This window comes from Nodosilinea sp. LEGE 06152 (assembly GCF_015207525.1).
GTDB lineage: Bacteria > Cyanobacteriota > Cyanobacteriia > Phormidesmidales > Phormidesmidaceae > Nodosilinea.
The window spans coordinates 40,492-64,518 of sequence record NZ_JADEWR010000026.1 but is presented as its reverse complement, the minus strand read 5'-3'; the positions used below and the strand labels follow the sequence as shown (position 1 = coordinate 64,518).

20 protein-coding genes and 1 pseudogene are annotated in these 24,027 nt (G+C 58.1%); 13 read left to right on the top strand and 8 right to left on the bottom strand.

What is annotated here, in order from left to right; genetic code table 11:
- The first annotated feature begins 184 nt into the window (after nucleotides 1-184).
- The 4 genes and pseudogenes from serA to IQ265_RS30915 all read left to right on the top strand — a co-directional run bounded on the left by serA (nucleotide 185) and on the right by IQ265_RS30915 (nucleotide 4,234).
- Nucleotides 185-1,765 (top strand): phosphoglycerate dehydrogenase, encoded by a 1,581-nt coding sequence (serA, locus tag IQ265_RS25575; protein ID WP_194058854.1) that lies wholly within the window; start codon nucleotides 185-187, stop codon nucleotides 1,763-1,765.
- A 159-nt stretch (nucleotides 1,766-1,924) separates the two neighbouring features.
- Nucleotides 1,925-2,830 (top strand): 50S ribosomal protein L11 methyltransferase, encoded by a 906-nt coding sequence (prmA, locus tag IQ265_RS25570; RefSeq protein ID WP_194058862.1) that lies wholly within the window; start codon nucleotides 1,925-1,927, stop codon nucleotides 2,828-2,830.
- Nucleotides 2,827-3,036 (top strand): hypothetical protein, encoded by a 210-nt coding sequence (locus IQ265_RS25565; protein WP_194058852.1) that lies wholly within the window; start codon nucleotides 2,827-2,829, stop codon nucleotides 3,034-3,036. The genes prmA and IQ265_RS25565 overlap by 4 nt, the downstream gene beginning before the upstream one ends.
- 9 nt (nucleotides 3,037-3,045) lie before the next feature.
- Nucleotides 3,046-4,234, top strand: a pseudogene (locus tag IQ265_RS30915) (homocysteine biosynthesis protein).
- A gap of 18 nt (nucleotides 4,235-4,252) precedes the next feature.
- On the opposite strand, the gene IQ265_RS30910 reads toward IQ265_RS30915, so the two are convergent.
- Nucleotides 4,253-5,362, bottom strand: coding sequence for a hypothetical protein (locus IQ265_RS30910; RefSeq protein ID WP_194058850.1), 1,110 nt, complete (start codon nucleotides 5,360-5,362; stop codon nucleotides 4,253-4,255).
- 436 nt (nucleotides 5,363-5,798) lie between these two features.
- Here IQ265_RS30910 and IQ265_RS30905 point away from each other — a divergent pair, with 436 nt between their 5' ends.
- The gene (locus IQ265_RS30905) at nucleotides 5,799-6,677 is read left to right on the top strand and encodes a tetratricopeptide repeat protein (protein ID WP_194058848.1); all 879 of its coding nucleotides are present in this window, start codon (nucleotides 5,799-5,801) and stop codon (nucleotides 6,675-6,677) included.
- Nucleotides 6,678-6,682: 5 nt separating this feature from the next.
- Here the strand turns inward: IQ265_RS30905 and IQ265_RS30900 are convergent, their stop codons facing one another.
- Entirely contained in the window at nucleotides 6,683-6,991 is a 309-nt protein-coding gene (locus IQ265_RS30900) for a hypothetical protein (protein WP_194058846.1), read from the bottom strand.
- Between the two features lie 216 nt (nucleotides 6,992-7,207).
- Here IQ265_RS30900 and IQ265_RS30895 point away from each other — a divergent pair, with 216 nt between their 5' ends.
- Complete coding sequence (locus IQ265_RS30895) at nucleotides 7,208-7,804, top strand: pseudouridine synthase (protein ID WP_194058844.1); 597 nt, start codon at nucleotides 7,208-7,210, stop codon at nucleotides 7,802-7,804.
- A 298-nt stretch (nucleotides 7,805-8,102) separates the two neighbouring features.
- Nucleotides 8,103-9,971 carry a serine/threonine phosphatase gene (locus tag IQ265_RS30890; RefSeq protein ID WP_194058842.1) on the top strand — a complete coding sequence of 623 codons (1,869 nt, stop codon included), beginning with the start codon at nucleotides 8,103-8,105 and terminating at the stop codon, nucleotides 9,969-9,971.
- Between the two features lie 90 nt (nucleotides 9,972-10,061).
- On the opposite strand, the gene IQ265_RS30885 is transcribed toward IQ265_RS30890, so the two are convergent.
- Nucleotides 10,062-10,298 carry a DUF4327 family protein gene (locus IQ265_RS30885; protein ID WP_194058840.1) on the bottom strand — a complete coding sequence of 79 codons (237 nt, stop codon included), beginning with the start codon at nucleotides 10,296-10,298 and terminating at the stop codon, nucleotides 10,062-10,064.
- A 334-nt stretch (nucleotides 10,299-10,632) separates the two neighbouring features.
- Between IQ265_RS30885 and thrS the strand changes: the two genes are divergently transcribed.
- On the top strand, nucleotides 10,633-12,456 hold the full coding sequence (gene thrS / locus IQ265_RS30880) for a threonine--tRNA ligase (protein ID WP_194058838.1): 1,824 nt from the start codon (nucleotides 10,633-10,635) through the stop codon (nucleotides 12,454-12,456).
- Between the two features lie 2 nt (nucleotides 12,457-12,458).
- Here the strand turns inward: thrS and IQ265_RS30875 are convergent, their stop codons facing one another.
- Nucleotides 12,459-12,917, bottom strand: a complete 459-nt coding sequence (locus IQ265_RS30875) for an S-layer homology domain-containing protein (protein WP_228038476.1) — start codon at nucleotides 12,915-12,917, stop codon at nucleotides 12,459-12,461.
- Between the two features lie 165 nt (nucleotides 12,918-13,082).
- Between IQ265_RS30875 and thrB the strand changes: the two genes are divergently transcribed.
- The 4 genes from thrB (at nucleotide 13,083) to IQ265_RS30855 (ending at nucleotide 17,402) form a co-directional block, all read left to right on the top strand.
- Nucleotides 13,083-14,042 carry a homoserine kinase gene (gene thrB / locus IQ265_RS30870; protein ID WP_194058836.1) on the top strand — a complete coding sequence of 320 codons (960 nt, stop codon included), beginning with the start codon at nucleotides 13,083-13,085 and terminating at the stop codon, nucleotides 14,040-14,042.
- 632 nt (nucleotides 14,043-14,674) lie between these two features.
- On the top strand, nucleotides 14,675-16,285 hold the full coding sequence (locus IQ265_RS30865; RefSeq protein ID WP_194058834.1) for an NAD(P)H-quinone oxidoreductase subunit 4: 1,611 nt from the start codon (nucleotides 14,675-14,677) through the stop codon (nucleotides 16,283-16,285).
- A gap of 276 nt (nucleotides 16,286-16,561) precedes the next feature.
- Complete coding sequence (locus tag IQ265_RS30860; protein ID WP_194058832.1) at nucleotides 16,562-16,714, top strand: transposase; 153 nt, start codon at nucleotides 16,562-16,564, stop codon at nucleotides 16,712-16,714.
- Between the two features lie 94 nt (nucleotides 16,715-16,808).
- Complete coding sequence (locus IQ265_RS30855; RefSeq protein ID WP_194058830.1) at nucleotides 16,809-17,402, top strand: sulfite oxidase-like oxidoreductase; 594 nt, start codon at nucleotides 16,809-16,811, stop codon at nucleotides 17,400-17,402.
- 40 nt (nucleotides 17,403-17,442) lie between these two features.
- Here IQ265_RS30855 and IQ265_RS30850 read toward each other — a convergent pair whose 3' ends face one another.
- Nucleotides 17,443-17,745, bottom strand: coding sequence for a GlsB/YeaQ/YmgE family stress response membrane protein (locus tag IQ265_RS30850; protein ID WP_194058828.1), 303 nt, complete (start codon nucleotides 17,743-17,745; stop codon nucleotides 17,443-17,445).
- 95 nt (nucleotides 17,746-17,840) lie between these two features.
- Nucleotides 17,841-19,313, bottom strand: coding sequence for a GAF domain-containing protein (locus IQ265_RS30845; RefSeq protein WP_347405021.1), 1,473 nt, complete (start codon nucleotides 19,311-19,313; stop codon nucleotides 17,841-17,843).
- A gap of 340 nt (nucleotides 19,314-19,653) precedes the next feature.
- On the opposite strand from IQ265_RS30845, the gene IQ265_RS30840 reads away from it, so the two are divergent.
- Entirely contained in the window at nucleotides 19,654-20,295 is a 642-nt protein-coding gene (locus IQ265_RS30840; protein WP_194058824.1) for a PTPA-CTERM sorting domain-containing protein, read from the top strand.
- A gap of 9 nt (nucleotides 20,296-20,304) precedes the next feature.
- Here IQ265_RS30840 and IQ265_RS30835 read toward each other — a convergent pair whose 3' ends face one another.
- Both IQ265_RS30835 and IQ265_RS30830 read right to left on the bottom strand, forming a co-directional pair.
- Entirely contained in the window at nucleotides 20,305-21,594 is a 1,290-nt protein-coding gene (locus IQ265_RS30835) for a 50S ribosome-binding GTPase (protein WP_194058822.1), read from the bottom strand.
- 101 nt (nucleotides 21,595-21,695) lie between these two features.
- Complete coding sequence (locus IQ265_RS30830) at nucleotides 21,696-23,720, bottom strand: DICT sensory domain-containing protein (RefSeq protein WP_194058820.1); 2,025 nt, start codon at nucleotides 23,718-23,720, stop codon at nucleotides 21,696-21,698.
- Nucleotides 23,721-24,027: the final 307 nt, after the last annotated feature.

Below are 24,027 nucleotides of genomic sequence, written 5' to 3'. Positions count from 1 at the left end.
ACAATCAAGATAATCGCTACTCCCAAGCCTTGCAAGATTAAGCTCCTTGAAATAGCGCATCGCCCCGCAGATGCACCCGCCCGCCCACCCATCCCCCCTACCCGCGTCAAAAGTACTCTCTACACTAATGCCCCGCTCCGCCTTTGCAGTAAAGTAGATCCCTGTGACATTTTATGGCTGACCCATGCCCAAGGTTCTAGTTTCCGACCCCATTGATCAGGCGGGCCTCGATATTCTCTCCCAAGTCGCCCAGGTTGACGTCAACACCAGCCTTTCGCCTGAAGAACTGGTGGCGGCCATTGGCGAGTATGACGCGCTGATGATTCGCTCTGGCACCAAGGTAACCAAGGCGGTGATTGAGGCGGGCAACAGCCTTAAAATCATTGGTCGGGCCGGGGTCGGGGTCGATAACGTCGATGTGCCTGAGGCCACCCGGCGCGGCATTGTGGTGGTCAACTCCCCCGAGGGCAATACCATTGCCGCCGCAGAGCACGCCCTGGCGATGATGATGTCGATGTCGCGCTACATTCCCAGCGCCGATCGCTCCGTCAAGGCGGGCGAGTGGAAGCGCAAAGACTTCACCGGGGTCGAAATCTACAAGAAAACCCTGGGTGTTGTAGGTCTGGGCAAAATTGGCTCCCACGTGGCCACGGTGGCGCGGGCCATGGGCATGAAGCTGCTGGCCTACGACCCCTTCATCTCCGCCGATCGCGCCGAACAGCTCGGCTGCCGCCTGGTGGAGCTAGACCTGCTGTTCCGCGAGGCCGACTACATCACCCTGCACCTGCCCAAGACCCCCGAAACCACCCACCTGGTTGACGAAAAAGCCCTGGCCACCATGAAGCCCACGGTGCGCATCATCAACTGCGCCCGCGGCGGCATCATCGACGAAACCGCCCTAGCTAAGGCCCTGCGGGAGGGCACCATCGGCGGTGCAGCGCTAGATGTGTACGAATCTGAACCCCTGGGCGAGTCGGAACTGCGGGAGCTGGGCAAAGAGATCATTCTCACCCCCCACCTAGGGGCTTCTACCGAAGAGGCCCAGGTGAATGTGGCCATTGACGTGGCTGAGCAAATTCGCGACGTGCTGCTCGGTCTACCGGCGCGATCGGCGGTGAATATCCCCGGTCTGCGCCCTGAGGTAATGCAAAAGCTGCGCCCCTACCTGCAGCTGGCCGAAACCCTAGGCAACCTGGTGGGTCAATTAGCTGGGGGCCGGGTTGAAGAACTCACGGTGCGGCTCCAGGGCGACATTGCCGGGGGCGACACCCAGCCAATCATGGTGGCGGCGCTGAAGGGGCTGCTCTCCCACGCCCTGCAAGAGCGGGTCAACTACGTCAACGCCTCAATCGAGGCCAAGGAGCGGGGTATCCATGTGATCGAGACCCGCGATGCCGACATCCGCGACTACACAGGGTCGCTGAACCTGTCGGCCAAGGGCAGCCTGGGCGAACACTCGGTTACCGGGGTGCTGCTGGGCGGCAGCGAAATCCGCGTTACTGACATCGACGAGTTCCCCATCAACGTGCCGCCGACTCAGCACATGCTGTTTACCCTGCACCGCGACATGCCGGGCATTATCGGCAAAATTGGCTCGCTGCTGGGCAGCTTTAACGTCAACATCGCCAGTATGCAGGTGGGCCGCAAAATCGTGCGCGGCGACGCGGTCATGGCGCTCAGCCTCGACGATCCGCTGCCCGAGGGCATTTTAGAAGAGATTCTCAAGGTGCCCGGCATTCGCGATGCCTACACCGTCAACTTGTAGGATGGGCAAAGCGGAGGGTGCTTCAGCTGCGGTTTCTAACGCGACAGGCGGTGAGTTGGTGGTGGGCAGTGCCCACCCTACGGCCAAAAATTTGAGATTTTAGCTCAAATAGGGTGAAAGCCCAATCTTGATAATTGCGAGGCAATCTCTAGAATGGCTGTGGTCAACACCTGGTGGGAAGTAAAAGTACTGTGCGATCCGGCCCTAGAAGATACGGTCTTCTGGCGGTTTGACAGCTTTGGCAGCCAGGGCACTTCAACCCAAAAGCGGGGATCGTCCTGTCTGGTGCAGGCTTATTTTCCGCAGCACCGGATGGAACTGCTGGATTTGTCAGCCCTGGCGCTGCTGATCAAGCAGGATGCCCTGTGCAACGACCAAGTGCTGCCCCGAATTAGCTGGCAGCTAATCGACGAAGAAGACTGGTCAAAAAGCTGGAAAGACCACTGGCAGCCGGAACCGATTGGCGATCGCTTCTTGATCACTCCCGCCTGGCTAGAACCGCCCGCCGACAACGATCGGCTGGTGCTGCGCCTCGATCCAGGGGTGGCCTTTGGTACCGGCAACCACCCCACCACCCAGCTCTGCCTGGAGTCGCTCGAAATGCGACTCACCTACGAAAAAACCGATGTGACGATCGCCGACATTGGCTGTGGGTCTGGCATTCTCTCGATCGGAGCGCTGCTGCTGGGGGCTAGGCGAGCCTACGCCGCCGACACCGACGACTTAGCCATTCATTCAGCCAGCGGCAACCGCACCCTGAACGGTCTGACGGAGGAGCAGCTACCGCTGCTGCATGGCAGCCTGGACACTATTGCCCAGGCGATCGATGCCCCGGTCGACGGTATCGTCTGCAACATTCTGGCCGAGGTGATTATGGACCTCATCCCTCAGATGCACACCATTGTTACCGCCGATGGCTGGGGCATTCTCAGCGGTATTTTGCTTGACCAGTCGAAGCTGGTGGCCGATACCCTCGAGCAGCACGGCTGGGTGGTGGCCACCCTCTGGCGACGACAGGAGTGGTGTTGTCTCAACGTGCGGCGATCCCCTGAGCTAGGCCTATGAATTCTTCTGACATCAGCTTTGTGGCTAAAGTGGTGGCGCTGTCGGGGGTGTTGAGCGCGGCGGTTAAATACGGAGTACCAGTGCTGCTTGCTAATTCTCAGGCAGGGCAGAACAGCCCAACTCTGGGTCTAGTAATAGCCCTGCTGCTAGCCCCCTCAGCGCTGATGGGCAGCCTATTCTGGTTGCGGCGTAGCTCTAACTCCTAGGCTTGGCCCATGCGCACCATCGACGGCATTAACGAAAAAATTCGCCAGGGCAAAGCGGTGGTGCAGACCGCCGAGGCCTTCAAGGGCTACGCCAAAGAACAGGGTATTACCGCCGCCGCCGCCGCGGTAGATGTCGTGGTCACAGGCACCTTTGAGCCCATGGAGTCGTCGGGGGCAATGCTCAACCTGGGCCACACCGACCCGCCTATCAAGCTGCTGGAGTGCTATCTCGATGGCGTGCCTGCCTACGCGGGCTTTGGCGCGGTGGATGTCTGCCTGGGAGCGAGTCAGCCCGCCGTGGCCGGGCGTGGCGGGGCCGACCTGGGCGATGCCGAAGCGGTACGCGAGCACGGCGGCGGCCACGTGATCGCCGACCTGATCGCCGGGCGCAGCGTGCCCCTACAGGCCACCGGCCACGGCACCGACTGCTACCCCCGTACCGCCCTCGAAACCACCATCACCCGCGATACGATCAACCAGTTTTACCTGTTCAGCCCCCGAGGGCTATACCAAAACTTTATTGTCGGAGTGAATGGGGGCGATCGCACCCTTTCCACCTATCTCGGTCCGCTGCAGCCGCGCCTGGGTAATGCCGTCTACGCCAATCCCGGTGCCCTCTCACCGCWRCYSNANGRCCCMRACCYNGMSKCGAYMRKCWKYGGYRSSYGMMYKYYSWKNTGGCSGCGGCGTGGGCTATGTGGCCTGGGAGGGCACCCAGCACTTCCCGCTCCAGCGACGGCTGCCCAACCGCACCCCCATTGGCCCCGCCGCCACCCTGGCCCTCATTGGCGATGCCAAGCAGATGCGGGCCGAGTGGGTGCGGGGCTGCTACTTCAAGGGTTATGGCCCCTCGCTCATGCTGGGGGTGGGGGTGCCCATTCCCATACTCAACGAGCAGGTGGCGGCCCACTGCGCCATCCAGGACGTCGAGATCGTGGCTCCAGTGATGGATTTCTCGATTCCTCGCCGGGTGCGGCCCACCTTTGGCCTGGTCAGCTATGCCCAGCTCAAGTCAGGCAGTATCACTATCGAAGGGCAGCCCGTGCGCACGGCACCGCTGGCCAGCGTGTTTTTAGCCCGTCAGGTCGCCAACGAACTTAAAACCTGGATAGAGACAGGACAGTTTGAGCTGACGGCACCCGTAGCCCCTCTGCCTCAAGATCGGGCGTTTTTACCTCAGGATGCGCTGGGTGGCTAGGGCCGCTATTTGAGCTGACTATTCGGGGCTGCTCTCGAGATTCTCGTCACGCTTTTTAGGGCGACTCGCAGGGCGACCCGCTCCAGCATCGCTGCCTTTGACCCCCGTAGGGCGACGGTTGGGCATAGGAGGTCTGCTGCCGCCCGGGCCACTGCGCATGCTCGGTCTGCCGCCGCCCCGTCGAGGGCCGCCACCGCCACCGCTGCCCTTAGCGCGCTTCTTGGGGGGCACAATGCCCACCATCGTCGCCTCGCTCACCACCAAAACTTTGGCCTCACGCCTGACCTTAAAATCCCAAAAATAGCCCACCGTGCGGCCCTCAATGGTGCCGTGCAGCAGCAGCTTAAACGGTTTTGAGGAGCCGGGAGTGCGCTTTACCCCCTGCAAAATTTTGACCGCAATGCACTGATCTTCTGGGGTGTACTTCACCACTTCGCCGCGGATGGAGAAGAAGTTGTCGTCCACGGGGGGCAGATCTTTAAGGTCTGGTTTGTCCGCGTCGGCAGCGGCTTCGTCGGTGTCGTCATCGGCATTGGCGGGTGCTTCCCCCGGCAGGCCTAAGGTTTCGGGCTCCCATACGCCGACGATCTGCAGGTGCAAATCCTGGTCGTCATTATCCAGTTCGCGGCGGGTGCGAGGGTACACCACCCACAGGTGGGGCACCGCCAGGTCAATATGCTTTTTCACCAGGCTGGTAATGCGCCCCAGCAATACCGAATCGATCACGTGGCCGTCTTCGGTGGTGAGGTTGCCCCGGTTGAGCTGGTCGGCCTCGCTGGGTTCGTAGGTGCCTCGCACCAGACCAATCGCCCGGTACTGCATGGGTTCACTGGGTGGCGCAATGGGCTGATACCGATAGGCGGCGGGGTCGGGTGCAGGGGGTTCGGCCACGGCAACTTTGTTGGCCGGCTCAGCTGCTGGGGCCTTGGGCGCTACTTTAACGCCGACCGCGCTGGTCTTGGCTACACTGGTCTTAGCTTCTGGGGCAGCAGCAGGGCGTACCGGGCGCACCGGACGCTGGGGAGGAGACATTAACGATGGCCGATCGGCGGCAGATGCCGTCCCCTGGTCGAGGCCATCTTTAGCTTTAAAGTCGCTCTTAGAAGCGTCTTGCTCTGTAGAACCCATGACACCACCGATCTCCCTCTCAACATGAACTAGCCACCCGGCGCAACGGTAACTTCGCGCATGACTTAGCCTGTAAGCCTAGCGTAACATTCGCCTTCTCATATGCATGGTCGGGGCAAATATTTAAGCGGTTTACGCAACTTGTCGGGAGCTTTACGTCTAGGTCAGTACAGCTCGCAGACAGTTACCTCAACGGTCGAAGCAGCTATCTTAAGTTTCCATCGCTGACGGTTAGCAATCCGTATTGTTTCTGAGCTTTTTGGCAACTTCTTTGCTACTGTAACCCTGGATCCTGGGGCTGGCTCCAAACTCGGCTCCAGCCCCAGACCAAAGCGTTAGAATCATTTACCTGCAGCTAGTTTGAAACTGTATAACGTTCGCGATCGCCCCCCAACCCGGGTATCGCGTTCCCGCCGCTCCCTGATGAGGTAAACCCGTGACCGCAAACCGTAATCGTTGGCTCGTTGGTACTGTTTTGACCCTGGCTTTGGCGGCCTTTTTGTCGCTGTCGCTGCTGCCAATTTTGGGCAGTAACGACAACCGCCGGGCTAGCAGTACCCCCGATGCCAGCCCCGCCGCCGACCCCGCCGCCATGCAGGCCGAGCTAGAAGCTCAGGCCCGAGGCTATGAGCTAGTGCTAGAGCGCGAGCCCGACAACCAAACAGCCCTGCAGGGCCTGGTAGACGCGCGCATTCAGCTAGGCGATATCAACGGGGTAGTCGGTCCCCTAGAAAAGCTGGTAGAGCTTAACCCAGGCGTGCCCGACTACGCTGTGCTGCTGGCCCAAACCAAACAGCAGCTGGGCGATCTAGAAGGAGCGGCTCAAACCTATCGCCAGGTGCTCGATCAGCAGCCTGGCAATATGAACGCGCTACAGGGGTTAACCGTGCTGCTGGTGCAGCAACAACGCCCCCAGGCCGCGATCGGGCTGTTGCAAGATACCCTTAAAACCGCCGACCAGCTGCAGTCAGACGGCACAGCAACCGACATTGACACGACCTCCGTGAAGCTGCTGCTGGCCCAGGTGCACGTGGAGGCCAACAATCCCGACCAGGCCATTGCGCTCTATGACGAGACGATCGCAGCTGCTCCAGAAGACTTTCGCCCGGTGCTGGCTAAGGCCCTGGTGCTGCAGGAGCAGGGAGACACTGATACCGCCCAAGCTCTCTTTACCCAAGCCACGGCTCTGGCCCCGGCTCAGTTCAAAGACCAAATTGAGCTGATGTCTGCCCAGGGTCAGGCAGCGCCAGGGGCCAGTAGCGAGACCACAGACGTTGTGGAACCGGCCCCTGCCGCAGAAGAGTCGGCGGAGTAGGCCAGTTAAGCTCGGGCCGGAGAGGTAGAACTAACCGTTCTTTCCGGACGGTTAGGGGCAGTTTGGCTAGACTCTACCGGCTCAACCTCAATGTGGTTAAACAGCGTGGTCACAAAGGCAAATAGTAGAAAAGGCAGCGACAGCACCAGAATGAGCCCGACGGTAGCCAGGGCGACCACGGGCTGCCGAGCACCCATCAGGGCCAGAGATGCCGCTAGGCTAATGAACAAAATCACTAGCCAGGCAATAATTTGGCCATAGATGTCGCCAAAGGTGAGGGTGCAAGCGAAACGATACTTATTCCCGAATTCCATGGTGTTGTCCTGCCACAATCAGTCCTATAGAGTTCAGCATATCGGTCTGACCTTGACCGCTGTGGTTTCTCAACATTTCCACAAGAGTTGCAATGAAATGTTGCAGCCCTTAAGCCGTGATTCATGCTGCGATCGCAGCCAGTGTTTTCTCCCGGGCTGCGATCGGCCAATCTACGGCAGCTATAATGCTTCGCTTATCTGTGGCCCGTAGCCACCATGGCGTATCAGTACATTTTGTTTTACAAGCCCTACAACGTGCTCAGCCAGTTTAGCGAGGGCAATACTCCCCCAGCCTCTACCGCTGAGCCCCGCCCTACTCTCAAAGACTTTATTCCGGTGGCGGATGTCTACCCGGTGGGGCGTCTCGATCGCGATAGCGAAGGGCTAATGCTGCTGACCAACCACGGTCGGGTGCAGCATCGGCTCAGCGATCCGCGCTTTGCCCACCCCCGCACCTACTGGGTGCAGGTCGAGCAGGTACCAACCGCCGCCGCCCTGGCCCAGCTCCGCCAGGGAGTTACGATTAAGGGCTATCGCACTCGGCCCTGTCACGTTAAACCGCTCGCTGCCGCCCCGGTGCTGCCGCCGCGAGACCCGCCCATTCGCTTCCGCCAGAGCATTCCAACGGCGTGGTTAGAAATGACCCTGGAAGAGGGCAAAAACCGCCAGGTGCGTCGCATGACGGCTGCGGTGGGGCACCCTACCCTGCGGCTGGTGCGCGTTGCGATCGCCCACCTGCAGCTGGGTACCCTAAAGCCCGGTCAGTGGCGGCTGGCTACGGCCGACGAACGCCAGAAGTTACTGCAACTTTAAAGGTGTGCCCTCGGCCACCCGGCGCGCTGAGCCTGGCTTTGGTTTAAGTCAAGAATCGCTGGTTTAAGCATGTTACGGCAGGGGTAGTAAGTTACCATGAGCTTGCGGTAGGGCAGCTTTGGCATGTACCCATGCCATACTTAAACATGCCGTACCCCAGCGGTTTTGCCAGTAGGGTGTATCAAACGGTTGTGTGAAAGCCTGTCTTAGCCTCCAGCATAATGCTCGATTGTGACCTTACTCAGGGTGATGGCCTCGATACGCTGGCTGACTGGCCTACTTTTGGATCATCGCTAGGATGCTAACCTGCCCTTTTTGTGAGTTTGAAAACCCCGATTCACAGCGGTCCTGCGAGCAGTGTGGCCAGCCACTTCAGCGCTGGCGAGTAATTGATATTCCCGGTCCAGGGACGGCGGCGATCGCCGCCGATGACCTGGAGGCCGAAGGCTACCTCGACTGCGATCGCCGCTATCGGCTAGTTGCCTCACCTACCCCACTCGGGATAGACAGCCCTGCTCCCCTGGTGGTCCTTGACTGTCAGCCCAATGCCGACTCTCCGCTACAAGCCCTACAGTCGGCCTGGCTAGAAACACCTAACCTAAATCCCACTACCCATCCTCTAGCGGCTGGGGTGCCGCCTCAGGCCTATCCCTACCTGGCCCTCCAAGCCGACCATTTTCCGGCTATTCCTGAGCTACACCATGCTTGGCAAACGCCCCAGCGCACCCTCTTACTGATTGAAGATCGAACCATCTGGCTTCCCCTCTCAATGGGCTGGATAGCTATTGATGAACCGCTGCAGCACATTCATTGGCTGTTTGAAACGACGCTGCTCTGGCAGGCTTTGGCCCCGTGGCAGGGGCAGGCTACTCTGCTTAACCCCCAGCGGCTAACCCTAAACGAAAACAGCCTGCTCTGCCTCACGCAGATCGACTCCGGCCCTCATCAGTCGCCCCTGCCATTGCAGGTTTTGGGGCAGATGTGGCAAACCATGCTCAGCCGCGGCCAGGGTCTGCCTCTCAAGGTACAGACCCTGATCAACGACCTGGTAGAGGGCACTGTTACCGACATCAAGCGCGTGCAAGATACCCTGGCCGAAGCCGCCCAAGCCTATCCGCTGCCCGGGGCTGAAGGTACTGCCCTACAGTGGGTCGACGACACCGACGACGCTGAAGCTAGCAACCTGGTTGAGGCGGATGAGTCTGAGCTGACGACCGCCAGCGCAGCGGTTGCCGACGACAGTGACCTAGACGCTGACACGGTGTTCGATACACAAGAGTTGCCAGAGGACGATGGTACTGGGCTAATCGAAGCCTCAACCATGATATTGCCCATGAAGCTGGCCCACCTCGATGATGCCGGCCAAAGCCACGTGGGTCAGCAGCGCCACCACAACGAAGACTGGTTCTTCACCCAAACTCAGCTCCATAAGGTGAGCGGTCCCCAGGGCACCATACTGCGGGCTAAGGGGCTCTACATCCTTTGTGACGGCATGGGCGGTCACGCCTCGGGAGAAGTGGCCAGCCAGCTGGCGGTACGCACGCTGCGGGAGTATTTAACCCAGCACTGGAGCGGCGATCGCCTGCCTGACCAAGACACCCTAGCTCAGGCCGTGGTCACCGCCAACCAGACTATTTTTGATATCAATCAGTCAAACGCAACCTCCGGGGTTGGCCGAATGGGTACTACCCTGGTGATGGTTCTGGTGCACAACCTGGATATGGCGGTGGTGCACGTGGGCGATAGCCGCCTGTATAGCTATGGCAAACGTCTGGGTCTGCGGCAGCTGACTCTTGACCATGAAGTGGGTCAGCGGGAAATCAATCGAGGGGTAGAGCCAGCGCTAGCCTATGCCCGCCCCGATGCCTATCAATTGACTCAAGCCTTGGGGCCAAGAAGCAAGGAAGACTTAACACCCAGCATTGCGTACCACGAAATTACCGAAGATACCCTGCTGGTTTTGTGTTCGGATGGGCTGAGCGACAACGATCTGCTAGAGCGCCATAGCGATTCCCACCTTGCTGCTCTCCTGAGCTCGAAGGCTAACCTCGCCAGCGGTGCCACCCATCTCATCGACTTAGCCAACGAAAAAAATGGCCATGACAATATCACGACCATTCTTGTGCGTATTAAGCTGCAACCCGATTTAACGTCAATGGTTGATTAGTCACGGGTTAGTTGGTCACGGCGGTTAGCGGAGACTCGCTAGTAAAACGAGTTTGTAACCTGGGCTAATCAGCGATCGCGATGCCCTGCATTAGTCCTCTTCCCAAGACTGCACCGCCAGCAGTTCTTGGATTGGATCTTGAGTTGAGAAGTCGAATTCTTCTAGCTCTTGCTTCCAATGGGCCCAGTCATCGCCAAACAGGAAAGCGATTTTCCAAATGGGGTCGCTGGGGCTTACAACTTTGGATTTCTTAACTAGAGACTCAACTTGGCGCTGAAATTTCACCATTGGGTGAGCGACAACTAAGTCGGCAATTGCTTCAGTCATATTTTCGATGTAAAAAGCTCTTCAGAACGTTGAACCGGGAGAATCTGCACACCCTTGAAACTTGCGCAGGCATCAACCCCTAGATTCAGGAACACAGCATAGCACAAGAATGCAAAGGCGCAATTCTGTCTGTACTCGTCCTGCACATGATGACCTTGGAACGCTGCACCTGGTCATCACTCCCCTAGTGTACCTAAGCGAGCGGCCAATTGAGTCAGATATTCCCCTAGCCAAAGGGTAGATAACCGTACTCCTGGGCGCTAGCTCGACTTTGGGTTTACCCAATAGTCGCTAAACTAGATGTCAATTCCTTATCTTGCCTTCAGCGTTGACAATGGCTCAAACTGACTTGTCTGCTCCTCAATCGAGCGCTCCTATTGCCCTGCCTCGCACCAGTGAGTCAGAGGGTCTCAAGCGCATTCGCCACACCTTCTCCCACGTGATGGCGATGGCGGTGCAGGTTCTATTCCCCAAGGCTCAAGTCACAATTGGCCCCTCGATCGACTATGGCTTCTACTACGACTTCGACAGCCCTGAGCCTTTTACCGAGCAGGACCTGAAGGCGATTAAAAAAGAGATGATCAAAATTATTAACAAGGGGCTGCCGGTCGTTGAAGAAACCGTTACCCGTGACGAGGCTCAGCGCCGCATTGAGGCCCTGGGAGAGCCCTATAAGCTCGAAATTCTGCAAGATTTGAAAGATCCGATCACGCTCTATCACCTGGGTGATCAGTGGTGGGATTTATGCGCTGGCCCCCATGTCGCTAGCACCGCCGACCTCAACCCCAAGGCATTTGAGCTAGAGAGTGTAGCTGGGGCCTACTGGCGCGGTGACGAGAACCGCGCCCAACTCCAGCGCATCTACGGTACCGCCTGGGAGACTCCGGAGCAACTCCAGGAATACAAGCGCCGTCGCGAAGAGGCCAAGCGTCGCGACCACCGCAAGCTGGGCAAAGAACTGGGCTTGTTTATCTTCGCTGACGAGGTAGGGCCCGGCCTGCCACTGTGGACGCCTAAGGGCACGGTGCTGCGCTCTACGCTAGAAACATTCCTGAAGGAAGAGCAGACCAAGCGGGGCTATCTTGGGGTTGTCACCCCTCACATTGCTCGAGTAGATCTCTTTAAGATCTCGGGCCACTGGCAGAACTACCGAGAAGACATGTTTCCGCTGATGGCCGACGACGATGCGGCTCGTTTGGCGGAGGAGGGCTTTGTCATGAAACCCATGAACTGCCCTTTTCATATCCAGATCTATAAGAGTGAGCTCAGGTCGTACCGAGAACTGCCGCTGCGGCTGGCGGAGTTTGGCACGGTGTATCGCTACGAGCAGTCGGGAGAGCTGGGCGGGCTGACCCGAGTGCGAGGCTTTACGGTGGACGATTCTCACCTGTTCGTGCGCCCAGAGCAGCTCGACGACGAGTTTCTTAAGGTGGTGGATTTAATTCTCTCCGTGTTTCGCAGCCTGAAGCTCAAGAACTTTAAAGCTCGACTGAGCTTCCGAGACCCAGAATCAACCAAGTATATTGGCGGTGATGAGGTGTGGGAAGCGTCTCAAACGGCTATTCGTCGGGCTGTGCAAACCTTGGGCATGGAGTATTTTGAAGCGCCGGGAGAAGCGGCTTTCTATGGCCCCAAGCTGGACTTCATTTTTCGGGATGCTCTGGAGCGCGAATGGCAGCTGGGCACGGTACAGGTTGACTACAACTTGCCCGAGCGCTTTGATCTGGAGTACGTGGCCGAGGACGGCTCGCGTCAGCGCCCGGTGATGATTCACCGCGCTCCCTTTGGTTCGCTGGAGCGGCTAATTGGGATTTTGATTGAGGAGTATGCCGGTGATTTTCCGCTGTGGCTGGCTCCGGTGCAGATGCGCCTGCTGCCGGTGACTGAGGAGCAGCTGGGCTTTGCCCAATCGGTGGCGGATCAGCTCTTGGCCCAGGGCGTGCGGGTGGAGGTAGATGCCAGCGGCGATCGCCTCGGTAAGATGGTGCGCAATGCCGAAAAGGCCAAAGTGCCCATCATGGCCGTAGTCGGTGCGAAGGAACTGGAGGCTAATGCCCTCAACATTCGCACCCGCGCCCAGGGTGAACTGGGGGCGCTGCCCGTGACTGAGGTGGTAGAACGGGTGGCTGGGGCGATCGCCGCTCGTGAAGACTTCTAGCCCTAGGGCGTCTCTGGCAGCTCGGTTTCAAGCTGGCGCAGCTCCTGCAAGGACTGCTCCATGTCGTCGATTAGATCGCGCACGGCTTGCCCCTGCTCTGCCTGTTGCTGCTGGGCCAGGCCCGAGATTACGCTCAGACAGGCATCCATTCCGGCGGCAAATTCGTAGCGGGTGACCGCATCTTCGCCCCGAAAAGTGCCGTCTGGATAGCCGCTAACGCAGCCATAGGTGCCAGCCAGGTTGAGCAAGGCCTCGTAGGCCCAGTGATCGGGCGGTACGTCGGTGAAGGGCAGCACTAGCCTGCCCCCATCTCCCTGGGTTACAGCCCCCTGAGCTACGGGCTCAGGAGCAGAGTTGGCAGAATCCGGCTCGGCGCTGGCCGGGGCGATCGCCGCTAAAACGCCCATCCCGGCTCCTAGACCTATTCCCAGGGCAGCGCGAATCAATGGCTGAAGGTTCATGCTACGTCTCCCAAAATCTTCCCTGTTCCTATTGTAGAGACGGGATTTAATGATGTCGCTCGGGTTGTGTCGCCTTAAATTGTGTCTCTAAGAGGGTGTCTTGCAAGATATCTCTAGACCAGTGTCCCTAGGGCGACCTCAAAAAGTGATAGTATCCTGGGCCTGATGGTTCTACAACCGCTGGAGGCTTTTGCGGTGCCTACATCCGTGTCTGTGACTGTGCCTGCCACTACCGCCAACATTGGCCCCGGCTTCGATTGTTTAGGCGCGGCGCTTACCCTTTACAACCGCTTCCGTTTCACGCTTGACCCGGCAGCGGGGGAGGTGGCGATTGAGGTGCGGGGCTTAGAGGCCGACCGGGTTGTGACCGATAGCTCTAACCTGGCCTACAAAGCGTTTGCCAGCTACTTCCATCGGCGAGAGCTGGCTGTGCCAACCGTGGCGATCGCAATCGACCTCAATGTTCCTCTGGCGCGGGGCTTGGGCAGCTCCTCAACCGCCATTGTCGGGGGTCTACTGGGGGCCAATGCGCTGTGCGATTCTCCGCTCGATCAGGCGGCGCTGGTGGCGATGGCGATCGATATTGAGGGCCATCCCGACAATGTTGTTCCTGCTTTGGTGGGCGGCTGTCAGCTAGCCGTCGCCAACGACGACGGGTCCTCCACCCTCTGCCCTATTCCCTGGCACGGGGAGATTACGCCTGTTGTTGCCATCCCAGATTTTGAGCTGTCTACCGCTGCGGCCCGCCAAGTGCTGCCCGCTACCTACAGCCGCGCCGACGCAATTTTTAATACCGCCCATCTGGGGCTGCTGCTGCGGGGGCTAGAGACGGGCCGGGGCGACTGGCTGCGGGTAGCGATGGGCGATCGCATTCATCAGCCCTACCGCCAAACGCTGATTGCTGGCTACGAACCCGTGGCTACCGCCGCGATCGAGGCGGGGGCCTACGGCTTAGTCATCAGTGGCGCTGGTCCTACCCTGCTGGCGCTGGCTCCAGCACAGGCGGCCGCTCAGGTACGTGACGCTATGGTTACCACCTGGCAGCAGGCTGGGCAAACGGTAACGGCCCAAGTGCTGGCCCTAGAGACTGAGGGAGCCAGAGTTTCCTTAGCAACAGACCAGTAGTACCTGACCAATCGGACTGTGCAAACTCCAACGGTCTGGGTTGAAGGTATCCGGTTCTGGGTCTGTTTATTTCTATACGTGACCTGAAACCTTGCTCCCTAAGCTGTCACCTTTGGTTGTGCTAAGCGAGCGCGATCGCTGGGGCAGACCCGAAACCAGGGGAACCCGTCGGCCGATGCCACCAAACACGGGTTTGGGGTTGAACTGTTGCAATAATTAAGATTTTGATGCATTGACATACATAAATGTGAGTACTCATTTTAATTAATTCAGAGGCGAGAGGGGCCTCAAATGCTTGCGCCGTCTTTATGCCAGCCATTTGAGTGTCAATCTTTCGCGATTTTTGCCGGAAATTACTTATCAAATGTTTATTAAGTTTCCTATACTGGGGACGGGCGCAAAGATAGGTATATCTCTCTATCGATCTTGCACTCCGGTTCCTTCGTCGTGCCCTTTAGGCTACGACTCGCTCGCTGAAGACCTCCAACCTGGGCAGGCCGCCGCGAACAGCAGAGGGTAAGCCGTTGCAAACCAATGGCTCCTCCAAGGGATATGTGTCCGCCTCACGTCAGACACCAAAACCGGAACCCCAATGCACTGGCTGTTTTGTAGTATTACTCACGCAAATTCTCATGCTGACCGAGCAATTTCCGTGGCTGACGACCCTAGTGATTCTGCCCTTGCTGGCACTCTTGCCCATACCCGTACTGCCCGATCGCAATGGGCAAACCCTGCGCTGGTATGCCCTAGGGATTGGCTTCATCGAGTTTTCGCTAATTCTTTATACCTTTGTCAATTTCTACGATCTCAATCAGTCTGGTTTACAGCTGGTTGAGCGCTACGACTGGGTGCCCCAGGTGGGCCTGACCTGGTCGCTGGGGGCCGACGGCCTGGCTATGCCTCTGGTCATATTGAGTGGTCTGGTGACAACGCTAGCTATTCTGGCGTCGTGGAATGTGACTCGCCGCCCTCGCCTTTACTTCAGCCTGCTGCTGGTTATGTACAGTGCTCAGGTTGGGGTGTTTTTGGCCCAGGACCTGGTGATGTTTTTCCTGATGTGGGAGCTTGAGCTGGTGCCTGTGTACCTGCTGATCTCCATTTGGGGTGGTCAAAAGCGCCACTACGCTGCCACCAAGTTCATTCTTTACACCGCGATCGGCTCTATCTTCATTCTGGTCGCCGCCCTAGGGATGGCCTTCTACGGCGATACTGTCACCTTCAACCTGACTGAACTGGCTCAGAAAGACTATTCCCTTACCTTCCAGCTGCTCATGTATGCGGCTTTCTTGGTCGCCTTTGCGGTCAAGCTGCCCATCTTTCCGCTGCACACCTGGCTCCCCGACGCTCACAGCGAAGCTCCTGCGGCTGTATCGATGATTTTGGCTGGGGTGCTGCTTAAAATGGCGGGCTATGGCCTCATCCGCATGAACATTGAGATGCTGCCCGATGCCCATCTTTACTTTGCGCCGTTCCTGGCCATTCTGGGCGTAGTTAATGTCATCTACGCGTCTATGACTGCCTTTGGCCAAGACAATCTCAAGCGTCGTATGGCCTACTCGTCGGTAGCTCACATGGGCTTTGTGCTGATTGGCTGCTCGGCGTTCACCACCTTGGGCATGAGCGGCGCGATGCTGCAAATGATTTCCCACGGCCTGATTGCGGCGGTTATGTTCTTCCTGTCTGGGGTGACCTACGAGCGCACTCACACCCTCGATATGGAAGCCATGGGCGGGATGGCACGCAAAATGCCCACCACGTTTGCTTTCTTCACTGCGGCTTCCATGGGGTCGCTGGCTCTACCTGGCATGAGCGGGTTTGTGAGCGAGATTGCTGTGTTTTTGGGCATGGCTACTAGCGACGTTTACAGCACTGCTTTTAAGACCGTTATTATCATCGGCTCTGCGGTGGGAGTCGTGCTGTCGCCCATCTATCTGCTCTCTATGCTGCGCCGTGTTTTCTACGGTGACGCGGGTCAGGTGGTTGCCAAGGTGCCTAATATCCTTGATATTCGTCCTCGCGAAGCTTTTGTAGCTGCCTGCCTGCTGGTGCCTATCATTGGTATTGGCCTGTATCCCAAGCTGGCTACTCAGGTCTACGATGCGAAAACGGTGGCGGTTGCTAGCCAGGTGCAGACAACCGTGCTGGCTGCAGGGCAATCATCGCCGCTCTACGCCCACATCATGGTGGCCCCTCGGGTGACAGTGGCTGAACTGGCCACTGCAGCTGGGGCAGAGATCGACTAGAGCAAAACAAGCTGGTGCATCTGGTATTGACTGCACTCTGGCTTACGGGCCAGAGTGCAGTTGTTTTTAGGGCCTCCACCAAGTCCAGCTTGGCAACTGGGAGCTTAATTTGGGTGAGTTCTAACTCTAGAGACAATTAAAACACTGTCTTTGGGCACTCTTACAGGCAGGCGCAGCGCGCCACAATAACAATTGTATCGAGATGACTCAACCCCCAAGTTGATCTCACCCAAGACCACATTGAATCTTTCGGTGCAGGTTCCTCCTGAAATAGTTATGACTCAACGCCACCACTGTCCTCACTGCAACAATCAGCACCTGCTTCGCATTGGGGTGCGGGGCATTCGTCAGTGCTCGCGCTGCAAAGCCTTTGTCGATGTGCGATCGCGCCACTGGCTCAAGCGCTTCATTCGCGATTTAGCCGCTTAGGGCTGTCCTTACGTATCCTCAACCTTCTCAACAGGCACTCTTGGTTAGCCTGAGTTGCGCGACAATGGAGTTGCCCTAAGTCGCGAGGTACTCCATGGCCGGTAAGTTTTTTCAAAAACCAGGGCCAGAATTGGCCGATCGCGTACCACCAGGGCAGCACCTGGCCAAGGGTTTTCCGGTCCTGACCTATGGCGACACTCCCCATGTCGATCAGACCCACTGGTCTTTGACCATTACGGGATTGGCCGCGCCTAAAACCTTCACCTGGGAGGAGATGATGGCGCTGCCCCAAACTGACTTCACCGCCGATTTCCACTGCGTCACCACCTGGTCAAAGCTCGATGTGACCTGGCGGGGGATTCGCGTAACTGACCTGATGCCGCAGCTTGAGGTTGATGCCGCAGCAACTCACGTGATGCTGCACTGCTATGGCGGCTACACCACCAACCTTGCCCTCGATGACTTCGCCCGACCGGAAAACTTTTTTGCTCACATTCTAGACGGAGAGCCGCTGCCCCCAGACCACGGCGGCCCCATGCGGCTGGTGGTGCCCCACCTCTATGCCTGGAAAAGCGCGAAGTGGGTTAACGGTGTTGAGTTTTTAGCGCAGCCCGCGCTCGGTTTTTGGGAGCGCAACGGCTACCATCATCGGGGTGAGCCCTGGGCTGAAGAGCGCTACAGCAGCTAACTCTGGGATGCTAACTTTGAAATGACCTGCAGGGGGCCGCTTAACGGTTGCCGTAGCGGCCCCAGCTGAGAAACGCTGTCACCACGTAAAGCACAATGGCGGAGCCAATAATTGACGGCACCAGGGGCACACCTTGAAAACTCCAGGTGAGCCAGGGCAGGGTGAAGTTGTACTGCTGCAGTAGGTAGTTGGCAACCCATTGGCCAACCAAAACGCCCACCAGGCCAATGAGCATCAGTCCCAAAAGTTTGCCGGGCACTCGCCGGGGAATGAGCAGGTTGGCCGCAAAGGCGCAGGCCATAGCAATTAAGACTTGAACGAGCAGGCTAATCAGATCATCCACTGGGTTTAGACTCCTGATAGGACGATGGAGCGCGTGTTGTAGGCTTACTGTACCCATCGTGGGGGAGGGCTGAGACAGACCACGGGTAAGGGAGGTTAAATCCAGCCGTGAATGGCAGCCTGGTAGACGGCCTGATAGCGATTTTTGGCTTGCAGCTTGGCCAAACTGTTGTTGATGTGAAACTTTACTGTACTTTCGCTGATGTAAAGTCGATTGGCAATGTCGCGATCGCGCAGCCCCTGGGCCAACAGCGCCATAATTTCGCGCTCGCGCTCCGAGGGGCGAGGGGGGCCTGAGGTACTGGCAGGCTCGACCGGCAGGCCTAGGCGCAACTGATGCACGACCTGCCGCAGCTGGTCGGCATCTACAGCCCAGTCGATGGTGGCGGTAACCTGAGCCGGGGGTGGGCGGGAGGTTTTGACCCGTACCCAGAGCACGCGATCGGCGGCCCTGGCCACGGTCTCGCTGTCAGTGATTACGACTGCCTCAGGCTCAGAGGCAGCGCACACCGTTAGCCCGGCGCGATAGGCCAGGCAGGTGAGCGCCGTCTGCACCAGGGCCTCGCGGCACTGAATGCTCACGCTGTCGCCAGATTCACCCCTACTGTAGGGTGCGTTCAGCCTGACCTGCACCATTTGCTGCTGAGGGCCGGGTTCCGTCTGCAGACTGCCCCCCAAGCAGGTAGCCATAAACCTGAGCTGGTGGCAGCGCGATCGCCAGTGCGCCACCGAATCTCGCAGTTGACTCGTCCCCTGTTCAGACTGGGCAGCACTGCCTTGGGCTGGTAGGGCTACGATCGCCTCTAGGGTAACGTCGGTGGCCCCGTACACCAGCCGGGCATAGTCACAGTGAAACTCATTTAGCAGCTCACCCAGGCGCAGAAAAATGTAGCTCACCGAGTCGAGCAACGGCGTTTCGGTACCGACGAGGGCCATGGTGGTCGTGGTTAGCAGAGGAGCCAGCTGGTCGGATAGGGTGGGTGGGTCGGTCGGACTGGTTTTGCGCCTCGCTGGCTGAACGTCGACCTGAAGGGCGGCATCGAGGGCGATAGTCGCTGTCATGCAGAGCACTTGCAGCACTTCTAGAAATTCTGCGGCCATCGGGCTGTGGCTAAAGGTGGCCAGTACACCAATTACGCGATCGCCCGTCATCAGTGGGTAGCCCGCAAATCCCTGAATATTGTTGGCAATGGCCCAATCCCGGTCTTTGACCCAGGCCTCTTCAGCTAAGCGGTTGCTGAGAAAGGGCACCCGATTTTGGGCAATTTTACCTACCTTATAGGCCCCCATGGGCACCCGTGCAAAGGACCCGTTGGTGTGGGTGTATAACCCTGACGACGCGACCAGGCGCAGCATAGTTGCATCGGGTTCTACCACCCAAATGCGGGCAAAGGCGCAGCCAAACTGGTGCACTAGACCATCGGTGACGATGCGGGCAATGGTCTCAATCTCAAGACATCCTGACAGCCGCTGGGCAATTTTATTCACCCGCTGCAAATCGAGCAGCAGTCGGGCCTGGTTGGGCAAATCAGCGCTAGGGCTATCCACACCTGCGGGAGCAGCTCTCACGAGGTCTCCTGACATTTCTCTGCCTCTAGAGTGAATTGAATTGAGTGAATACTCTGTATCGCTCAACACGGCTGCAGGATTTTGGGCCAACGTGCCTGGCTATGTTGTTGACGGTTCGGTTAACCCCCCTGGTTTCCTACCTGAGGCGATCGCAGCCAAATACTGATGGTTGTGTCAAGACTCGGTAAACTTTCGAACCAGGTGTTGGCTAAATTTACGTATTATTTGTTAGAACGTGAGCGGAGTGTGAACTGCACCTACGCTGCAAGTTTGCCCGCGAGTTACCCGGACTGTGCATCTGCCTCTCGTAAGTAGTTAAAGCCCCCGTTTGGAGAAGCAGATGAAGGAGAGATTCATAAGCGTCGGCCTTGGGGTCGGTGCCGCATTGACTTTGGGTATCGTGTGGACAGACGCTGCCCAGGCATTTTCCCTCAATAGCGCTGTCAGCGTTAAGAATATTCTTAGAGAAGCTGGAACCCAAAACGAGATTCCCTATACAGGAGAAGTCATCTTTAACCGTGGCCCTAGCAATGTCGTAGTTGGATCAGGCCGCGAACTAACTCAATTCGGTGGCCTTTGGGACATTGACTTGGATCAAGCCTCCATTCGATTTACCCTTACCAACCAGGTGCAGTTTAACAACGTCACCTCTGGAGATGATGTTTATAGCTTTTTAGCGCCAAATTTTGGCGCTCTGGGACAAAACTCTTTAGCCGGGTTTAAATTTGTGCCGCTGGGAAGTTCTGCCTTTATTCGGAATCCATCGATCAACACACTGACAGGTAACAAGCTGGAGGTCGTGTTTCCTGTAGGATTTGCTCAAGATTTAGCCTTAATTCCAAAAGGAAGTTTAGACTTCAGAATTGATCTGATGATAGACGAGCCTACCCCTGTCCCGACTCCAGCGTTGCTGCCTGGGCTGGTGGGCATGGGGTTAGCGGTGCTGCGTAAGCGGCAGAATGACGACAATCAGGCAGATTAACCGTAGGGATTAAGGGGCTTGATGGTTAGAAGTCCCCGTGTCAATCGCACCGCCTTTGAAGCGATCTTTGGCCAGGGTAAACGCCTCTTGCATCGCTGCCTGAATTTTTTGCGGATCGGGTTTTTTGCCGCCCATCAAGTCGCCAAAGTAGACGCAGGCCCCTTCGCCCAGGGCCCAGGTGTAGGCGGCAGCCCAGGAGGCGGCGATCACGCTGCCAAAACCGGGGATAAACTTGACCAACTCGCGCCCAACGGCCTGGGCAAAGAAGCCGCCCGCGATCGCACTGATCAGCCCCCCTGCTTGGGAAGGGCTGAGGGTTTGGCCGTAGAGCTTGCCCAACAGCCCCACCATGGATATCTGGAGCGCCGTTAACACGGGCATGGTGGCAAAGGGTAGGGGCACAGCAGCCAGGGTGGCGGCCATTACCGCAAAGGCGGAGATGTAGTGTCGCCCCACGTCGCGATACAGGTTGCCCAGCTGATCGGCAGCCCCGGCTTGCTCGTCGAGCAGTTGGTACAATGCCTGAGCTTCGGCGGCGGGCAGCAGATCGGCTAGAGCGTCGCGCAGGGCCTCTAGGCCGTAAAACACCGGGTCAAACCCATCTTCGTCGAGGGTGAAGTCGATCAGCACCGTGCGATCGACCAGCGCTTCGAAATTAGCCTGAATAGCTTCAAAGGGTCGCTGTACCGCTTCTAAGTCGGGTGGGTAGGAAGGGTGGTCGGTCTGGGTCGGCGGGTAGACCTCGTGGGCCGAGGTGACGACCAGCAGGCAGGGCACGGTTGGAAACTGCCGCCGTAGCTGCGCGGCGACCTGCCGCAGCGTGTCGGTAGCAAAGTCGTTAATTTTGATGGTCAAAATCAGAATGCGTGCTTTGCTGCTGCTGTTGAGATCCTCTACCAACTCGGCCACGATCGCATTGGTGGCCTGGACAATATCGCCCAGACCTACGGTATCGGTAAAAATTAGCAGGGGCAGGTCTTCGGAGGGGTAGGCGTAGCGCTGGGTGTGCTGGGTATGGGGCTTAAACCCCTGGCCCACAATTTCGGCAGATACCCCGGTTAGCCCCCGCACAATTGAGCTTTTGCCCGCCTGGGGCTTGCCAATCAGCAGGGCCTCGGTGGTGGGCAACTGCTCACGCACCGCAGCCAAAATCTCGGCTACTCTGTCATCGTCAACATTGAACCAGCGGCTGAGCTGTTGAGTGGGTTGCAGCTGGCCGGCGCGATCGCGCAGTTGTTGCCAAAACTCCGTTAGCGGAGTAGCCCACGACGGAGACTGATGTGGTTGGCGATCGCCCATGCCCATCCTTTGCTACGGCTTAACCGACTATGGCTCATATCATGCCATGTCCCCATGCTAGCGCCAGAGCTTGCCGCTGCTGAGCGGGGCAATTGGCTAGGCTAGTCGTCTAGGAGCACCGAGGGGTTGCCGGGTAGGGTAACCGGCTGCTTGGTTCCCGATCGGCTAGACCGACTGCTGCGCCCGTCTAGCTTGCCCTGGGCAATGGGAATCGTAAAGTGAAACTGGCTGCCTTTGTTTTTGCCGGCCGACTCGGCCCAGATGGTGCCGCCCAGCCCCTCCACAATTTGGCGACACATAGCTAAGCCCAGGCCGGTGCCGCCGGTGGTGCGACGCAGCGCCCCTTCTTCTTGATAAAAGCGGTCAAACACGACATTCAGACGGCTGGGTTCAATACCGCGCCCGGTATCGGCCACGGTGACCTGGAGGTGGGTCGGGCTAGAGCGGGTGACCTGAATGGTAATTTTGCCGGTGGCGGGCGTGAATTTTTGAGCGTTGTCGAGCAGCTTGGCCAGCACTTCGACCAGCCACTCGCCATCGGCCCGCACCAGCGGCACCTGCTTCGGAATTTTGACGGTAATGCTGGGGGTCTCGGCGTTGTCCTGGCTACCGTGGATGCTGCTGAGGGCTAGATCGACGCATTCCTGAATCGAAAGCGATTCTAGGTTCCACTCAACTCGACCGCTCTCCAGCCGTGAGAGGGTGAGAAAGTCTTGCACCAGCTTGCGCATGCGCTCGGCGTCTTCGAGGGCCGACTGCAGCATAATCTGCCGCAGCTCGTTGGGCATATCGGGTTCGGTGGCCAGGCTCTCGAGGCAGACCTGAATGGTGGACAGCGGCGTGCGCAACTCGTGGCCAGTAATGGCGATCAGGTTGGCTCGGGTGCGATCGAGGGCGGCCAGCTGCTGGTTCAGGTCCTGCAGGTTGGTATAGGCCTCGGCCTGAATAATGGCCACGCTGAGCTGGGTGGCGATCGCATCGACCAGCGCCGTATCGTCTTCGCTCCATTCGTAGGGCTCAGGCTGGCATTGGTGCAGTTCGATCATGCCCACCAGGCGACCCTGGTAGGTGAGCGGTACAATCAGCCAGGCGCGAATCTGCCACCGTTCGAGCAGCGGACGAATAGCCTCTAGCTCCTGGCGAAAGGGTGAGTCGCGGGCCTGGGTATCGGCGATGGCGATAGTCTCTTTGGTGTCTTGAACATAGTCAAACAGCGGGTTGGTGGCCAGGGGCCAGGTTTCACCCAGCAGCGAGTCTACGGTGTTGTTGAGGTGCTGGTGGGCGATCGCTACGGCGGCATCGGTAGCGCTGCAGGGGTAGATCAGGCAGCGGCAGACCTGTAACGCCTGGCCCAGCTCTTGAGCAGCTTTGGCAAAGATCTCGTCGGCGTTTAGCGACTGACGCACGACCGAAGTAATTGAGTTGACCAGTCGTTCGCGCCGCTCCTGGGCCGTGATGGCTTTGTAGGCCTTGAGCAGCTTGTACTGCCCCGCCTGCAGGTAGGTCACCAGGCGCTGGGTAAAGGGGTCGGGGCCACCGCTACCGCCCAGGTGCTCGGGAGGGGTGAGGGTCGGGTCAAGGTAGCGCTGGCGAGCGATCGCAACTTTGTCAGTTAAATCGGGGCGATACCCCACAATGCGATCGAGCAATAGCCCTGCCGCTGTCTGGGTGACATAGCGATCCTGGGTCCAAATGCCTTCAAACCGACGGGTTTGGTCGAGGGGTGGGCCATCGGTGGACGGTACGGGCGATCGCTCCCGACAGATCAAGCAGGCACTATAGTCAGCTCCAACCACCACCAAGTGCCACTCCTGGGTCAGGGTGTCATCAGCTTCAAAGGCGACCGTCTCGTAGTTTTCTGAGCGGCTGACAAAGCTAGTGCCCAGGGCCGACAACACGTAGATTTGGTCGGTGAGTTCGGCAATGCGCAGGTAACGGTTGGCCTCTTGCAGATAAAACCGCTCCTGCTGAAAGCTGGCGATTACCAAAAACTTCGTTGTTCCCGCCAATACGTGATCCTCCATCGCGTGGGACAACGCGGTTAGCGAGGTTTTGAAGTAGAGACTGGGTCTAAGCTGAGGAATTGCGCTTAGCAATTCTTCCACTACAGACGTGGAATTGCTCATGGTGCAAGATGGGAAACCGCCGATTGATCAGATTCCCTAATAGTGTCGGTGAACGGGCATTCGAGGTGAATGGGCGTTCAACAATGAACCCAATGGGAACCTGTTGGCATCGGCAGCAGTTACTCCCACCTAGCCTACCAGGTGCCTCCTGTGCCGAAAGCAGATTGTAACCATTTGCCAAAGTCGGCATGCAGTCTGGTCCATGCCGATCTTGCTTGAGATTTAAATGATCTAAAAACCAAGCGCCTGAGTGTGGTACTCGGGCGCTTAGTAAGGTCCGTATTTTCCCAAACAAACGGTTAGGAAC

Coding starts and splice junctions, on each gene's coding strand:
- IQ265_RS30885 (WP_194058840.1), bottom strand. CDS start 10,298: ATGACTGAAGCAATTGCCGACTTAGTTGTCGCTCACCCAATGGTGAAA.
- IQ265_RS30890 (WP_194058842.1), top strand. CDS start 8,103: ATGCTAACCTGCCCTTTTTGTGAGTTTGAAAACCCCGATTCACAGCGG.
- IQ265_RS30840 (WP_194058824.1), top strand. CDS start 19,654: ATGAAGGAGAGATTCATAAGCGTCGGCCTTGGGGTCGGTGCCGCATTG.
- IQ265_RS30855 (WP_194058830.1), top strand. CDS start 16,809: ATGGCCGGTAAGTTTTTTCAAAAACCAGGGCCAGAATTGGCCGATCGC.
- IQ265_RS30910 (WP_194058850.1), bottom strand. CDS start 5,362: ATGGGTTCTACAGAGCAAGACGCTTCTAAGAGCGACTTTAAAGCTAAA.
- IQ265_RS30860 (WP_194058832.1), top strand. CDS start 16,562: ATGACTCAACGCCACCACTGTCCTCACTGCAACAATCAGCACCTGCTT.
- IQ265_RS30865 (WP_194058834.1), top strand. CDS start 14,675: ATGCTGACCGAGCAATTTCCGTGGCTGACGACCCTAGTGATTCTGCCC.
- serA (WP_194058854.1), top strand. CDS start 185: ATGCCCAAGGTTCTAGTTTCCGACCCCATTGATCAGGCGGGCCTCGAT.
- IQ265_RS30830 (WP_194058820.1), bottom strand. CDS start 23,720: ATGAGCAATTCCACGTCTGTAGTGGAAGAATTGCTAAGCGCAATTCCT.
- IQ265_RS30895 (WP_194058844.1), top strand. CDS start 7,208: ATGGCGTATCAGTACATTTTGTTTTACAAGCCCTACAACGTGCTCAGC.
- IQ265_RS30900 (WP_194058846.1), bottom strand. CDS start 6,991: ATGGAATTCGGGAATAAGTATCGTTTCGCTTGCACCCTCACCTTTGGC.
- thrS (WP_194058838.1), top strand. CDS start 10,633: ATGGCTCAAACTGACTTGTCTGCTCCTCAATCGAGCGCTCCTATTGCC.
- thrB (WP_194058836.1), top strand. CDS start 13,083: ATGGTTCTACAACCGCTGGAGGCTTTTGCGGTGCCTACATCCGTGTCT.
- IQ265_RS30835 (WP_194058822.1), bottom strand. CDS start 21,594: ATGGGCGATCGCCAACCACATCAGTCTCCGTCGTGGGCTACTCCGCTA.
- IQ265_RS30875 (WP_228038476.1), bottom strand. CDS start 12,917: ATGAACCTTCAGCCATTGATTCGCGCTGCCCTGGGAATAGGTCTAGGA.
- IQ265_RS25565 (WP_194058852.1), top strand. CDS start 2,827: ATGAATTCTTCTGACATCAGCTTTGTGGCTAAAGTGGTGGCGCTGTCG.